We start from the raw sequence: 15,282 nt of genomic DNA on the forward strand, positions 1-15,282 counted from the left end.
CCCCGCTAGGACTGCATAACCTTGCGGGGCTGAGCACACATATAACTACTCTCCGTTACTAGGAACCGCACTACGCAAATAGCGGAAGAAATCACTATCCGGCTCCAGCACCAGCAGGTTGTTATCACCTGCGAAGCTTTCACGATAAGCGTTCAAACTGCGCCAGAAAGCGAAGAATTCCTGATCCTGACCATAAGCCTGGGAGAAAATTGCCGCTGCTTCTGCATCGCCTTCACCACGCAGCGTTTCAGAACGCTCATTGGCCTGGGCGAGCAGTACCTGACGCCGACGATCTGCGTTAGCGCGAATACGCTCAGCCTCTTCCTGACCTTGCGCACGCCATTCACGAGCTTCACGCTCACGCTCAGAACGCATCCGCTCGAATACCGCTGCCGATACATCTTCTGGCAAGTCGATACGCTTGATGCGAATGTCACGTATCGCCACACCAAGCTCATCACGCATCAGCTCATCTAGTTCAGCGGTAGGCCCTGTCATCAGATCATCGCGACGTTCGGCGATAATTTCCTGAAGATTCAAGCGACCAAACTCGTTACGTAAACTTTCATCTACGCGCGGCTGAATCAGGCGAATCGCCATCATTTCATCGCCTGCAGTCGCCTCGTAGTAACGCGTGGGATTTATCACCTGCCACTTGACGTAAGAGTCGACAATAACCGCTTTCTGCTCAAGGGTCAGATAACGGCTGGTATCAGTATCAAGAGTCAGCAGACGCGTATCGAATTTACGAATCGTTTGCGCGATCGGTATTTTGACATGCAGTCCTGGCTGAATATTCTCTTCGATGACTTCACCAAAACGCAGCTTAACGGCACGCTCAGTTTCATCCACTACATACAAGCTATTACTAGCTAGCCAAGCCACAGCGGCCAAGCCACCTACGATTAGCAGGGATCGATTATTAATCATTTAGCGGCCCTCCCTGCGAATGGGGTTACTTGATGACGAGGATGAGGAGCCACTCTGGCTTCCCCGCAACGAATCAAGCACCCGCGGATCAATCGACTCACTACTACCATCACCACTGTTACTGGAAGAAGCATTACTGCCAGCGGCGCTACCGCCACGCATTTGATCTAATGGCAAATACATCAAAGGCGCATTTTCACTTACATCCAGCAGTACCTTGGGAGTATTCCCAAAGACGTCTTCAATCGCATCCAGGTACATACGCTCACGCATGATGTCAGGCGCGTTGCGGTACTCGGTCAACAATGCGTTAAAGCGGTTAGCCTGACCTTGCGCTTCAGCCACGACCGACTCTCTATAACCTTGACCTTGCTCAACGACACGCTGCGCTTGGCCTTGAGCCGCCGGGATAATGGCATTAGCGTAGGCCATCCCTTCGTTGATCGTACGCTGACGATCTTCACGTGCACGAATAACGTCATCGAAAGCATCGATAACGGGTGCAGGCGCAGAGGTTGACTCAATGTTAATTGTCTGGAGACGAATACCAGCGCCGTAAGCATCCAAATAAGATTGAAGGCGGCTTGCCACAGAGCTACCTAAAATTTCACGACCAGAGGTTAAAATGTCGATCATGTCAGTGCCACCGACAACGTGACGCAAGGCGGAGTCCAAGGCATTCTCGATAGAAAGTGCTGGATCGCGTACGTTTAATACGAAGTCACGGGGATTAGCCACTTGATACTGAGCAGAAATTTCCACTTCAACGATGTTTTCATCACGCGTCAACATAGACTGCGTTTGGGAAACTGACCGAACACGGGTCACGTTCACCATACGAACATCGTCAATTAGCGGCGGATTCCACTGCAGGCCTGGGTCTACGATGCCCTGATACTCACCAAAACGCAGCACGACGCCACGCTCAGACTGGTCGACCAGATAAAAACCGGATGCGGCCCAGATAGCTAAAGCGACAACGACCAGCAAACCAGGTAGCGCTAGAGAGTTACGCGGCTTACCACCACCGCTTTTACCACTCCCGTTACCGCCACTGCTTTTTTTGCCACCGCCACCCAGCATTCCGTTTAACTTATCTTGGAATTTCTTTAGTGCTTCATCGAGGTCGGGCGGACCTTGATTATTGCCACCATTATTACCTCCACCATTACTTCCACCGCGATCACCGCCGTTATTACCACGTCGGCCACCACTGCTCCAGGGGTCGTGCTGGTTGCCACCACCAGGCTCATTCCAGGCCATACATCTTCTCCACTCAGGTGTTCACCTGCACTTAGCCTCACAGTTAGCAAGGCACGGTGCTTTTAATATTATTACTATATAAATTTTGTACCATACTTCTACCCGAGTTCACATAGGCTTCACATACCCAAGCTCATTTATATTTAAGCCTATATATGCGATGCAGCCTACGTGACTACCACTCGTCAATTTCGCGTAAAGCGACGGGTAAATAGGTATTAGCACGCTCACCAAGTTGAGCCATGAGCTGATTGAAATCACGCCTAGGCAAGCGCACGTCTAAAACAGACTGTCCTTGCTCATCAAAATATTCTTCTCGAACTGCGTTCAACTCATGTAGACCAGCACGCAGCTTACCCTGCTCCGAAGAGAGTGTAAGCGAAAAGCCAATAACATCATTTGCTAAACGTTCGGTTAGCGCCTCATGCAGCAAATCAAGGCCTTGCCCTTGCTGAGCTGAGAGCCACACAACCTCAGGAACGCCGTGGCCATCGCGCTCAATTCGCGGTGCACTATCAAGACGGTCGATTTTATTCATGACCTTGAGAACTGGCACGCTATCAGCGCCTATCTCTTTGAGTACACGATCGACTTGCTCAACGTTGGCATCACGATCAGGATCAGCAGCATCTATTACATGCACCAACAGCGATGCTTCCGCAGCCTCTTGAAGCGTTGCTCGGAAAGCTTCAACCAACTTGTGAGGCAGATGGCGAATAAAACCAACTGTATCGGCCATCACCACAGGGCCAACGTCTGCAATTTCAAGACGACGAAGTGTCGGGTCAAGCGTGGCAAATAACTGGTCAGCTGCGTATACCTCAGCATTGGTAAGCGCGTTAAACAGCGTCGATTTACCGGCATTGGTATAGCCAACTAATGAAACGCTGTGAATCTCGGCACGTGAACGTGCGCGGCGGTTCTGGTCGCGCTGGCTGCGTACTTTATCGAGCCGTTTATGAATCGACTTAATGCGCCCGCGCAGCAAACGACGGTCGGTTTCTAACTGCGTTTCACCAGGGCCGCGTAAACCGATACCGCCCTTCTGACGCTCTAAGTGGGTCCAGCCGCGCACTAGGCGAGTAGACATATATTCAAGCTGGGCAAGCTCTACCTGCAGCTTACCCTCATGGGTTCGTGCCCGCTGCGCGAAAATATCGAGTATTAAACCGGTACGATCAAGCACTCGACACTTGAGCTCATGCTCAAGGTTGCGCTCTTGGGAGGGGCTTAAGCTATGGTTGAAGATTACCAGTTCTGCTTGGTGAGCTGCGAGCAGTGCTCGCAGCTCCTCCAACTTGCCTGACCCGATAAACGTTCGGGAGTCAGGGCGCTGTCGGCTAGCAGTGAGTAATGTCGCGGGCTCTGCGCCAGCAGAGCGCACGAGCTCTAAGAACTCACCCGGGTCTTCACGTGCTTGCTCATCATGAAAGTCAACGTGAACAAGTACTGCCGTTTCACCGGCATCTGGGCGCTCAAAAAACAATCAATACCTCGTGGACTCTCTAGCTATCCAACGGTGTTAGATGTCCGCGTCGGGCGCGGCTGGATCTTGTGCCGGCAAACGCACGTTGCGCGAAGGCACTACCGTGGAAATAGCGTGTTTATAAACCATCTGACTGACGGTATTGCGCAATAAAATGACAAACTGGTCAAATGATTCAATCTGGCCCTGCAATTTAATGCCGTTCACCAGGAAAATAGAGACCGGAATGCGCTCCTTGCGCAAAATGTTCAGGTACGGGTCTTGAAGGGACTGCCCTTTGGACATGTTGCTCTCCCTAAAACTGTCGTTGGGGTTGGTTATAAATGGCGCGCCCTACTGGTGCTGCGCCGCAATCTTGTTGCCCGAAAGGCCTGGGGTTGTCAAAAGAGCCAGCCGGCCACTCGAAAACACTTGCTTACGAAATCACTATCTTACGCTAAGCACCGCTTTCACGCACGAATTTCAGCACCTTATCCAGTACGTCAGGCTGCTGTGAGTCTACCCACGTAAGCGACGGCCAACTTCTTAACCACGTAAGCTGCCGCTTAGCGAGCTGGCGAGTTGCTATCACGCCACGTTCAATCAACTCGTTTTCGTCGTACTTACCGTCTAAGTGCTCCCATACTTGACGATAGCCAACACTCTTCATTGCTGGCAAGCCAAGATGAATGTCAGATCGTTGTTTGAGGGCGGCTACTTCATCTATCAAGCCCTCAGCCAACATTGTTTTGAAGCGCACCGCAATGCGGTTGTGTAGCAATTGGCGATCACTAGGGGCTAACGCTATCGACATCACCCGCCAGGGAAAGGTTTCTGGCTGCTGTTCCGCCCATAGCTCACTCATAGGACGCCCACTTACATAATATACTTCAAGCGCGCGCATTAAGCGCTGTGGATCATTGGGATGTATGCGCTGCGCTGAATCGGCATCCACTTCAGCCAGCATACGATGAAGCGCTGCCAACCCTTCATTCTGCCGAACAGCTTCCAACCGTTGACGTATGGCGGTGTCTGCGGCAGGCAAGTTAGCAACGCCTTCCACCAGACGCTTAAAGTAGAGCATCGTCCCGCCAACCAATAATGGCACGCTGCCTGCCGCGCTGATTTGCCGCATCTCCTGCAGCGCGTCTTCCCGAAAATCAGCGGCTGAATACGGCTCAGACGGATCACGAATATCAATCAAACGATGCGGCGCACGCGCCAACTCGGCAGCACTCGGCTTAGCACTGCCAATATCCATCCCGCGATATACCATCGCTGAGTCGACGCTGATCAGCTCATGCCCCAAACGCTCATGCAGAGCCATCGCCGTGTCGGTTTTACCAGCTGCCGTGGGCCCCATTAGAAAAATCGCCCAGGGGCGTGTGTCAACCATCTGCTCTTAGCACTCCCTTCGTTGTCTTAACTAACCACGCAGCTATTGTCCACGTAAGAACAGGCGGTCGAGTGCTTTCATACTCATTTGCGTCCACGTTGGACGGCCATGATTGCACTGGTCGCTTCGCTCAGTGCGCTCCATATCTCGCAGCAAAGCGTTCATTTCATCAATGGTTAAGCGTCTATTTGCACGGACACTACCATGGCATGCCATGGTCGACAGCAACTCATGAATGCGTGCTTCAACCTGATGAGTTCGGCCAAACCGCGACAGCTCTTCGAGCATTTGACGTATCAGGGTCTCTGGATCTGCCTGAGCCAAAAGAGCTGGCAATTGCCGGACTAGCAAAGTTTCTGGACCCGCCACATCTAGCTCAACGCCTAACTGGGCAATGGCATCGCGCTCACTTTCGGCGGTTGCCACTTCGGCGCGACTGGCGGCCAGGGAAACTGGCACCAGCAGCGGCTGTGTATCAATCCCATCGGCTGCGGCCAGTTGGTTTTTCATGCGTTCATAAACAATTCGCTCGTGAGCAGCGTGCATGTCTACAAGCACCAACCCCTGCGCGTTTTGGGCCAAAATATAAACACCGTGCAACTGCCCTAGCGCAAAGCCCAACGGCGGCGCCGTGGTTGCATCATGCTCAGGCATCGCCTGCGTAACCTCACGCACTTCTGTCGCTTTTGATGTATTAATGCTTGGCGCGCTTGGCTGCGGCGTTAATAGCGACTCTTCATGATCCGGATGCAGCGCTTGGTAGCCCTGCATAAAACGCCGCACTCGCTCTGCCCCAGGGTGGCGCTCAGGTGAGTCTGATAGCGCCATGCCTTGCTGCTGCCAACGGGGAGTCGGCGTTTGAACGTCGGCCTCATTAGTGTTGCCCGCAGCACCTACCTCTGCTACTTCACCTTCATGCCCACAAGCGGTGTTCTGTTCTTCTTCAGCAGGCTTAGAAGAAGCAAGACAATGGTGCAGGCTAGAGTAAAGGAAGTCGTGCACCATCCGACCATCGCGAAACCGCACTTCATGCTTCGTTGGATGTACGTTGACGTCGACGACATCAGGATCAAGTTCCAGGTAAAGCACAAACACCGGATGACGACCGTTATACAACACGTCGCGATAAGCCTGACGAACAGCATGGGCAACCAAACGATCACGAACGACGCGGCCATTGACAAAAAAGTATTGCTGATCCGCCTGAGAACGAGAGTGCGTGGGCAAGCCGACCCAGCCACTAATACGCAACCCACCCGCTTCACGTTCAATGTAGCGAGCATGCTCAATAAAGTTTTTACCCAATAGCGAAGCAATGCGCCGCTCGCGTGCGGCTGGCGTCACCCCTGGTGGCAATTGATGCACCACTTTCTGATTATGGCGCAGCACCCAAGCTACGTCGTAACGTGATAACGCCTGGCGACGAAAAGCTTCTTCAACATGGGCAAATTCTGTTTTTTCGGTGCGTAAAAATTTGCGCCGCGCGGGGGTATTAAAAAACAGATCCCGTACCGCGACACTGGTACCACGGGGGTGTGGCGCAGGCGTGACCCGCGCCTCCATACCACGCCCCTCAGCGACGACTCGCCACCCTTGGCGGGGGTCCTCTTCGGCATTAGAGATCAGCTCCAGTCGCGAGACAGAGCTGATCGAGGCCAGCGCCTCACCACGAAACCCCAGCGAACTCACACCCTCTAAATCTTCCAGGCTATTGATTTTGCTGGTCGCATGACGAGCAAGCGCCAGAGGCAAATCCTGCTCACCAATACCAATGCCATCGTCGCGCACTTTAATAAGCCGAGCGCCACCTTGCTCTATCTCTACTTCAATTCGCTGGCTACCAGCATCAATGGCGTTCTCTATCAGCTCTTTCGTCACTGACGAAGGGCGCTCGACAACTTCCCCCGCGGCAATTTGGTTTGCCAAACGAGGATCAAGCACATGAATGCGCGTTGGCGAAGAGATCAATTCAGACAACCGTCACCTCGGAAACCTATAATCATGAACGTGGGATGCGCAGCACTTGACCAACACGGATAACGTCACCGTTAATATCGTTGGCCTGCTTCAGTTGATTCACTGGCACACCATGGCGCACGGCAATAGCTGACAATGTATCTCCCGACTGAATACGGTACTCGTTACCGCTCGGACGACGCTGATTGTCGCGCTGCCATGCCAATAGACTTGCTGGCGGCGGATTACGCTCGAAGTGATCACGCAAACCATTGAAAATAGCCGTTGATAACCCACGCTGATGGACCGGATCCCGCAGGCGACGCTCTTCATCAGGGTTAGAAATAAAGCCAACCTCGATAAGTAGCGATGGAATATCGGGCGATTTCAACACCATGAAACCCGCTTGTTCAACACGAGACTTATGGAGACGGTTGATACGACCTAGTTGGTCGAGCACTTGGCCACCAATCGATAGCGAATCGTTTAACGTTGCCGTCATCGTGAGGTCTAGCAACACACCTCGCAGTACTTGATCTTTGTCGCGCAATGAAAGGTTGCCATCAACACCACCAATCAAGTCAGAGCGGTTTTCGCTATCAGCCAGCCATTGAGCAGTTTCAGACGTTGCACCTCGCTGGGAAAGTGCGTAAACAGAGCTCCCCTGGGGCCGCGGACTCGTAAATGCGTCGGCATGTATCGATACAAAAAAGTCTGCTTTTTGATCCCGAGCAAGCTGGGTACGCTGACGAAGACCCAAGTAGTAATCACCATCGCGAATGAGTACCGCTTTAAAGCCGCGCGTACCGTTTACCTCTGCGGCAAGACGTCGTGCAATCTCCAGCACTACATCTTTCTCGCGTGTTCCAGAAGGACCTATTGCGCCAGGATCTTCGCCGCCATGCCCAGCATCAACAGCAATAATAATATCCCGTTGCGGATGCGGTTGAGCTGGCTGAACCGCGGTAGTCGTTGGCTCTACCGCTGGCGACACCACCTCTTCAGCTACCACTTGCCCCTGTGACTGCCCCTGTGCCCGAGCCTGAGCATTAGCTCTTTGAGCAAGGATTTCTTGGTCACGAATCATCGCCTCGATGGGATCAATAGGGTTTTCAACCGCGCTCTCGCCCGGGTACTCAAGATCGACCACCAAGCGATGCCCATACTGGTCGTTGGGTGGCAATGCAAAGTGACGTGGGGATATTTCACGGTTAAGCTCCAGAACAACACGAAGTCCACCGCCGTCCCGAACACCCGTTCGTACTTCATCAATAGCGCTCCCATCCAATGGCAGCGTAGACACATCGGTGTCTAGATAGCTTTCATCAAGATCAATGACCAACCGCGACGGGTTCTCAAGGGAAAATACATTAGCGTTTGCTGCTGCCGTCAAATCAAACACCAAACGCGCATGATCAGGAGCTGCCCACAACCGCATGCTCTCTACCGTTGCCGCTTGCAGCGATGACACGCCTGCCACCATAAGAACACAGCCAAACGACACACTGCGTGCCAGATAGTTTAGTGCGCTGTTTATAGCCATTGAATCACACCACTTTCAAGCTGTTCACTGCCATGCCTGCTAACCATCTCGCTGATCACCCGTTCACCCAAGTCAGTTTCTGCGGTTAGCGTAACCAAGCGACCAGGATCAGCTACCTCCAGCGCCACTCGCAAATCAGGCGCGGGGAGCCAACCTTCACCTCGGCTCGGCCACTCAATCAAACAGAGCGCGTCATCGGCAAGCACATCTCGTCCGCCGATAAACTCAAGCTCTTCAGGATCTGCTAAACGATACAGATCTAAATGATAAATGCGCTGCGCCCCCAGTTCGTAGGGTTCTACCAGAGTATAAGTAGGGCTTTTAACCGCCCCCTGGTAGCCATAAGCTCGCAATATACCACGCGTCAATGTTGTTTTTCCTGCGCCTAAGTCGCCCTCTAAATAAACACGCCCGTGACCTTGCAGCGCCTGCCCTAATGCCTCACCAAAGGCAACGTGAGACACTTCATTATTCAATTGCACTTGCATGTAGGCCGCCTTCACGGGTTAATTAACACTCGTGCATAGGATGCCAGATCACTTGCCAGCAAGCCACGTTCACCCGTTGCTTTAGCCGCTTCATCGCCGGCCAGCGCATGCACCATCACCCCAAGCCACGCTCCACGCTCCATATTGTCGTTCTGAGCAACCAGTGTACCTAGCATACCGCTCAGCACATCCCCCATGCCGCCGCTGGCCATACCAGGATTGCCATAGGGGCAGATTACTAACCCGCTGGGGCCAGCCACTAAGCTACCCGCCCCCTTTAAAATTACGACGCCGCCCCGCGCTCGCTGTAAGGCTCGGGCAGCCGCTGGACGATCTGCTTGAATATCCGCAATGGAACAGCCTAGCAACCGAGCCGCCTCACCTGGGTGCGGTGTTAATACCCAATTATTACGACGCTCATCAGGCCAGCGGCTGGCCAACAGGTTGAGTGCATCCGCATCAACAATTAATGGCACATCTAATTTCAAGGCACTCTGCAGTATCGCTTGCCCCCAGGCCTCTTGCCCCAGCCCCGGCCCAACAACGATTACATCTGCCTGGGAAGGCAATTGGCCTGCATCGGCGCCACCGCGAACACCATGGGCCATTACCTCAGGGCAGCGCATCAAACTAGCAGTCACATGCTCAGGTGCCGTTGCCAAGCTGACCTTACCGGCGCCTAAACGCGCGGCCGCTTGAGAAGCGAGCAACGCCGCACCACCAAACCCTGGTGCACCTCCCATTACCACGACATGCCCCAGATCACCTTTATGGCTGATACGGGAGCGCGGCGTGAATACCTCACCCAAAAGCTCATCGTCCAAACGCCATGCGCTGGGCGGTATATCAAAAAACGCTTGCGCCTTGACACCTAACGGACGGAAGTCAATTTCGCCGGTATAAGCAGGTGCATCGCCAGTATGCAGGCCAATTTTGTCGCCTATAAACGTCACCGTGCAGGCCGCATTGACGGCCAGCCCCATGACGGCACCCGTGTCTGCCGAGATGCCAGAGGGAATATCCAACGCCAATACCGGTTGATGCGACGTATTGATCGCTTCAATCACCGGCCTTATTTCTTCGGCAACATTACCCGACAGCCCGGTGCCGAGCAGTGCATCAACAATCACTTCACCAACCAAGGTGGTACTTGACTGCCACTGGTCCAAACCAACGCCCGCCGCCGATGCCAGCTCGGCAGCGCGAGCAACATCCCCCGTCAACGCCTCTAAAGGCCTAAGTGAGATGCGCTGTACTTTAAGCCCGGACTGCATGGCCAACGCCGCAAGCACATGGCCATCACCACCGTTATTACCGCTACCACAAATCACTGTCACGCTTCGTGCATGCGGCCAGCGGGAGCGGAAACTGTGCCATGCACTGGAGGCTGCTCGCTGCATCAAGGCAAAACTTTCAATGCCGCCGGCAATCGTACGCCGATCAAGCTCACGCACTTGAGCCGCTGTATAAAGGGGGCGTAGCGAGGAAGTACTTAACGTGGGCACGATCTCTCCTTAATCTGGTGACAGTTGGGCGCTAGTAGGTTGATAACCACTTATGCGTTAGCATAGCGCGCTTAACGCGCTACCGTTGATTTACCATGCAAAACTCCACCACCTTTTCACTATCTGATGATGACTTAACGCGTCTTGCGGCCCTAATCAAAACATGGGGTCGAGAGTTAGGTTTTCAGCAAGTAGGTATTACAGACACTCAGCTAGCAGCTCATGAAAAACACCTAGATGCTTGGCTTGAAAAAGGTCACCACGGTGACATGAGCTTTATGGCGAAACATGGTACCAAGCGCACCCGCCCGGAGGAGCTTGAACCTGGCACCCAGCGAGTTATCAGCGTGCGCATGGACTATTTACCCGCTGAAGTAGAAAGTACAAAAGTGCTGGGCCAACCTAGCCGTGCCTATGTCTCACGCTACGCACTGGGCCGCGACTATCATAAATTAATGCGCAAACGTTTGGCGCAACTAGCTAAAAAAATCGAGCAGCAAGTCGGCGCGTTTGGTTATCGCGCATTTGTCGACTCAGCGCCCGTTATGGAGCGCGCCTTAGCGCAAAAAGCAGGCCTTGGCTGGTTTGGTAAAAATGCCATGTTACTTAACCCCAAGGCGGGCTCGCTTTTTTTCCTCGGCGAGCTGTATACCGACTTGCCGCTGCCTATCGATGCACCCTTTACTCAGGAACACTGTGGCAGCTGTAGCGCCTGTCGTACCGCCTGCCCAACCGGTGCCATTGTAGATGACAAGGTCGTCGACTCACGCAAATGCATCTCTTATCTCACTATTGAACTGCATGGCGCGATACCCACGGAGTTTCGCCGCGCCATGGGCAACCGTATTTACGGTTGCGACGACTGTCAGTTGGTGTGTCCTTTCACTCGCTTCACCCGCGTTACCCAGGAAGATGACTTTGCGCCGCGCCATGACCTTGACCGCGCCGACCTCCTCAGCCTGTTTGCCTGGGGCGAAGACGAATTTTTGGATAAAACAGCAGGCAGCCCCATTCGGCGTATTGGCTACGAACGCTGGCTGCGCAATCTCGCCATCGGCCTGGGCAATGCACCCTGGAGTCGCGCGGTAGAGGCAGCCTTGTGGGCAAGAAGAGCCTATCCCAGCAGTTTAGTGCGTGAGCACGTTGCTTGGGCGCTTGAGGAGCAGCGCCTCAAGCGCGGGGCGAAAATTGCCACTGATGGCGCTTAGCCACTTTTCTAAACTACCTTACTCCTCTTCATCTGTTACCGTTTCGAGGCGTAAGAACGTACTGCGATAGTGAGCCAACTCGGCAATCGACTCCTTGATGTCATCCATTGCCAGATGGACATTCTGCTTCTTAAATCCTGCTAAGGCACCTGGATTCCAGCGTTTTGCCAACTCCTTAACGGTCGACACGTCCAAATTACGGTAATGGAAAAACGCCCAAAGATCCGGCATTTCACGCTCAAGGAAACGCCGATCCTGGTGAATGCTATTGCCACACATAGGCGATGAGCCAGAGACCACATAGTGGCGAAGAAAATCGAGCGTTTGCTGCTCGGCCTCAGCGGTAGTCACGGTGCTCGCTTTGACGCGCGCAACCAGACCACTCTCCCCGTGGGTCTTCTGATTCCAGTCATCCATTTGTGCCAGCTGGCTATCAGGCTGCTTCACCGCAATCACCGGCCCTTCCGCTACGACGTTTAAATCGGCATCGGTAATCAATGTGGCCACTTCAATGATGCGCTCTTTGTTTGGATCCAGACCGGTCATTTCCAAGTCTATCCACACTAGCAAATCATCTCGCGGGGTGGCGTTGTCAGCAGTTTGCTCGCTCATTACATTCATTCCTTGGCCAGTACCGCCACTTAATACGGCGATTAGAGTTAAAGTGTGGCTTATATTGCCTTAACCAGCACCCAATACAGGACAGTAGACTGCCCAGGTGAGTACAATGCCACTATTGTACCGAGCATCAGGTGGTCATGAGCAAACGTAAATTAAGTCGCCAGCAACAGTGGCGAGTCGATAAAGTCCAAGCGGAACGTGCCCAACGTGCTGAAAAGCGCGATGTGAAAGACGCTGAAAAACTTGCCGCTGGCGAATATGGTGCCGAACAACCAGGCCGAGTTATGGCTCACTTCGGGCGAACACTAGAAGTGCGCGATGCCGATGGTACGCCCGTGCGTTGCCACCTTCGCGCCAACCTAGATGGCTTAGTCACCGGCGACCGGGTGATTTGGCGAGCAGGCCAGGACGGCTCTGGCGTCGTCGTGGCCCGCGAGGAGCGCGACAGCGTGCTAAAGCGCCCAGACCCGCGGGGCCAGCTTAAGCCTGTGGCGGCCAACATCGATCAATTGCTGATCGTCTTTGCGGTAGAGCCCGCTCCTCACCCCAATTTGATTGACCGTTATTTGGTCGCTGCCGAAGCAACAGGTATTGCCCCCGTGCTGGTGCTCAACAAAACCGACTTGCTGCCAGAAGATGGTGGCAAACTGGGAGAATTGCTTGAGCGCTACCACTCTCTGGGCTACACCGTGGTGCGCACCACCACTGCTAATGAAGCTGGCTTAGATGATCTACGCCAGCAGCTTGAAGGGCGAACATCTGTGTTTGTCGGTCAAAGTGGCGTGGGCAAATCATCACTGATTGATCTTCTGCTACCCGATGAAACTTTGCGTATTGGCGCTCTGTCAGAAGATTCGCGTAAAGGCACCCACACCACCACCACCGCTCGGCTTTATGCGATGAGTAGTGACGAAGTGACTGACGGCGAGCTCATTGATTCGCCGGGTATTCGCGAGTTTGGCTTGATCCATCTTGATGAACAGGAAGTTACCGATGGATTTATTGAGTTTCATCCGTTCATTGGCCATTGCCGCTTCCGAGATTGCCGCCACCGCAATGAGCCGGGCTGCGCTTTACTTGAAGCAGTCGAGGCAGGCAAGATCCATCCAGAACGTTTTGCCAGCTATCGGCGCATTCTCGATAGCTTAAACGCATAATTTTTATTAGCTTGATGCCTGATATGTCAATTGCTAAGCATAGGGAGCTGTCAATGAGCACCGCTAGCCATTCATCGGAAACCAACCTACTGCCGCTGATTGTTGAGCCCGAGCAGCTTCAAAAACATCTGGATAATCCACAGCTGCTGGTTATCGATGTACCAGTGAATGGCGATAGCTATCGCCAAGGCCATGTACCGGGTGCCATTTACCTTGATTTTCGCTACCTAATGCGTGGCGAAGGACCGGTACCCAATGATGTGCCGAGCGCTGATTTTCTCTCACGACTGTTCAGCGCACTTGGCCTAACCCGGGATACTCACGTCGTCGCTTATGATGATGAGGGCGGCGGCTGGGCGGCACGACTGCTATGGACACTGGAGCTAATCGGCCACACCCGTTACTCGTATTTGAATGGCGGCATCCATGCCTGGAGAGATTCCGGCTTGGTAGAAAGCACTGAATCCACCGCCCCAACACCAAGTGAGTACCGAGCGGAGATCTTAAACCCGCACGCCTTAATCACCTGCGATGAAATCAAACAAAAGCTCGCAGATAAGCAGTTCGCCGTTTGGGATGCTCGCTCTAAAGGCGAGTTTGATGGTGAAAAAGGCAACAATAAGCACCTTGGTCATATTCCGGGAGCGGTCAACATGGACTGGCTCAACGTCATGGATCGCAATCGCGCACTTCGCATCCGCGATTACGCTGAGCTAATGACCGAACTAGGCGCGCTCGGCCTAACGCCCGAAATGGAAATTGCTACTCACTGCCAAAGCCATCATCGCAGCAGCTTCACGTGGTTAGTCGGTAAAGCGCTGGGCTTTAATATACGTGGTTATGCGGGCTCTTGGGGCGAATGGGGCAACCGCGACGACACACCGATAGAGAAGTGAAGATACGACTGTGACTGTTTCCCAAAAAGCGTTTTCCCTAATTCAGTACCCACTCCCTCACCATGCGCTTTCGCGCTTAACAGGTAAGCTCGCCCAGTGCGACGCTCCCGCGGTGAAGAACAGGTTAATTAAGGCGTTTATCAAACGTTTTAATGTGGATATGAGCCAAGCGCTGGAGCCAGACCCCACCGCTTATGCAACGTTTAATGACTTTTTCACCCGCGCTTTGAAAGCCGATGTTCGTCCATTGGGAGAGGGCCTGCTAAGCCCTGCTGATGGCACCCTGTCACAGTTCGGGCGTTTACAGGCAGGCCAGTTAGTACAGGCGAAAGGCCACACGTTTTCTGCCCAAACCCTGCTAGGTGGCGACAGCGCGCTAGCCGAAGAGTTTATGGGCGGCAGTTTTGCGACTGTTTACCTCTCTCCTCGAGATTACCACCGCGTACATATGCCGGTTACAGGCACCCTGCGCGAGATGATTTATGTGCCAGGGCGGCTCTTTTCGGTCAACCAAGCAACCGCTAACTACGTGCCAGGGCTATTTGCTCGTAACGAGCGATTGGTGTGTATCTTCGATACCGAGCACGGCCCAATGGCCATGGTATTGGTAGGTGCAATGATCGTCGCGGCTATCGAGACTGTCTGGGCAGGCCAGGTGACGCCGCTTTCAGGCCACCCTCAGCGCATGCGTTTCGGGCAACCAATCACGCTTGAAAAAGGCGCTGAAATGGGCCGCTTCAAACTGGGCTCAACGGTGGTGATGTGCTTTGCCAAGCCGGTGACTTTTGAAGACAACCCGCTAGGCGCCAAGGTACAAATGGGCCAAACACTGGGCGAGCCTTAAAACGCGAGAA

The 15,282-nt window shown here is 53.5% G+C and carries 14 protein-coding genes; 4 read left to right on the forward strand and 10 right to left on the reverse strand.

The window, feature by feature from the left end; translation table 11 throughout:
• Positions 1–45: 45 nt before the first annotated feature.
• The 9 genes from hflC to K7H08_RS02815 form a co-directional block, all read right to left on the reverse strand.
• The gene (hflC, locus tag K7H08_RS02775) at positions 46–930 is read right to left on the reverse strand and encodes a protease modulator HflC (RefSeq protein WP_089037614.1); all 885 of its coding nucleotides are present in this window, start codon (positions 928–930) and stop codon (positions 46–48) included.
• Positions 931–2,193 carry an FtsH protease activity modulator HflK gene (gene hflK, locus K7H08_RS02780; RefSeq protein WP_231657124.1) on the reverse strand — a complete coding sequence of 421 codons (1,263 nt, stop codon included), beginning with the start codon at positions 2,191–2,193 and terminating at the stop codon, positions 931–933.
• 175 nt (positions 2,194–2,368) lie between these two features.
• On the reverse strand, positions 2,369–3,679 hold the full coding sequence (gene hflX, locus K7H08_RS02785; protein ID WP_231657125.1) for a ribosome rescue GTPase HflX: 1,311 nt from the start codon (positions 3,677–3,679) through the stop codon (positions 2,369–2,371).
• 36 nt (positions 3,680–3,715) lie between these two features.
• Positions 3,716–3,964, reverse strand: a complete 249-nt coding sequence (hfq, locus tag K7H08_RS02790) for an RNA chaperone Hfq (protein ID WP_009099947.1) — start codon at positions 3,962–3,964, stop codon at positions 3,716–3,718.
• Positions 3,965–4,115: 151 nt separating this feature from the next.
• Positions 4,116–5,054 (reverse strand): tRNA (adenosine(37)-N6)-dimethylallyltransferase MiaA, encoded by a 939-nt coding sequence (gene miaA, locus K7H08_RS02795; RefSeq protein ID WP_231657126.1) that lies wholly within the window; start codon positions 5,052–5,054, stop codon positions 4,116–4,118.
• Positions 5,055–5,096: 42 nt separating this feature from the next.
• Positions 5,097–7,031, reverse strand: coding sequence for a DNA mismatch repair endonuclease MutL (gene mutL, locus K7H08_RS02800; protein WP_442908332.1), 1,935 nt, complete (start codon positions 7,029–7,031; stop codon positions 5,097–5,099).
• Between the two features lie 22 nt (positions 7,032–7,053).
• On the reverse strand, positions 7,054–8,493 hold the full coding sequence (locus K7H08_RS02805; RefSeq protein WP_051626579.1) for an N-acetylmuramoyl-L-alanine amidase: 1,440 nt from the start codon (positions 8,491–8,493) through the stop codon (positions 7,054–7,056).
• A gap of 50 nt (positions 8,494–8,543) precedes the next feature.
• Positions 8,544–9,041, reverse strand: a complete 498-nt coding sequence (gene tsaE / locus K7H08_RS02810; protein ID WP_231657128.1) for a tRNA (adenosine(37)-N6)-threonylcarbamoyltransferase complex ATPase subunit type 1 TsaE — start codon at positions 9,039–9,041, stop codon at positions 8,544–8,546.
• Between the two features lie 11 nt (positions 9,042–9,052).
• Positions 9,053–10,546: an NAD(P)H-hydrate dehydratase gene (locus tag K7H08_RS02815; protein ID WP_231657129.1), complete on the reverse strand. Its 1,494-nt coding sequence runs from the start codon at positions 10,544–10,546 to the stop codon at positions 9,053–9,055.
• A 95-nt stretch (positions 10,547–10,641) separates the two neighbouring features.
• On the opposite strand from K7H08_RS02815, the gene queG reads away from it, so the two are divergent.
• Positions 10,642–11,754: a tRNA epoxyqueuosine(34) reductase QueG gene (gene queG, locus K7H08_RS02820; protein ID WP_038485624.1), complete on the forward strand. Its 1,113-nt coding sequence runs from the start codon at positions 10,642–10,644 to the stop codon at positions 11,752–11,754.
• An 18-nt stretch (positions 11,755–11,772) separates the two neighbouring features.
• Here queG and orn read toward each other — a convergent pair whose 3' ends face one another.
• The gene (orn, locus tag K7H08_RS02825) at positions 11,773–12,366 is read right to left on the reverse strand and encodes an oligoribonuclease (protein WP_193061261.1); all 594 of its coding nucleotides are present in this window, start codon (positions 12,364–12,366) and stop codon (positions 11,773–11,775) included.
• A gap of 146 nt (positions 12,367–12,512) precedes the next feature.
• On the opposite strand from orn, the gene rsgA reads away from it, so the two are divergent.
• The 3 genes from rsgA to asd are packed head-to-tail and all read left to right on the forward strand — an operon-like array spanning position 12,513 to position 15,272.
• The gene (gene rsgA / locus K7H08_RS02830) at positions 12,513–13,532 is read left to right on the forward strand and encodes a small ribosomal subunit biogenesis GTPase RsgA (RefSeq protein ID WP_038485630.1); all 1,020 of its coding nucleotides are present in this window, start codon (positions 12,513–12,515) and stop codon (positions 13,530–13,532) included.
• 53 nt (positions 13,533–13,585) lie between these two features.
• Positions 13,586–14,428: a sulfurtransferase gene (locus K7H08_RS02835; protein ID WP_231657130.1), complete on the forward strand. Its 843-nt coding sequence runs from the start codon at positions 13,586–13,588 to the stop codon at positions 14,426–14,428.
• 10 nt (positions 14,429–14,438) lie between these two features.
• Positions 14,439–15,272, forward strand: a complete 834-nt coding sequence (asd, locus tag K7H08_RS02840; protein ID WP_231657131.1) for an archaetidylserine decarboxylase — start codon at positions 14,439–14,441, stop codon at positions 15,270–15,272.
• The last annotated feature ends 10 nt before the right edge of the window (positions 15,273–15,282 follow it).

The sequence above is a fragment of the Halomonas sp. IOP_6 genome, from assembly GCF_021151565.1.
In the GTDB taxonomy this organism is placed as follows: Bacteria; Pseudomonadota; Gammaproteobacteria; order Pseudomonadales; family Halomonadaceae; genus Vreelandella; species Vreelandella alkaliphila.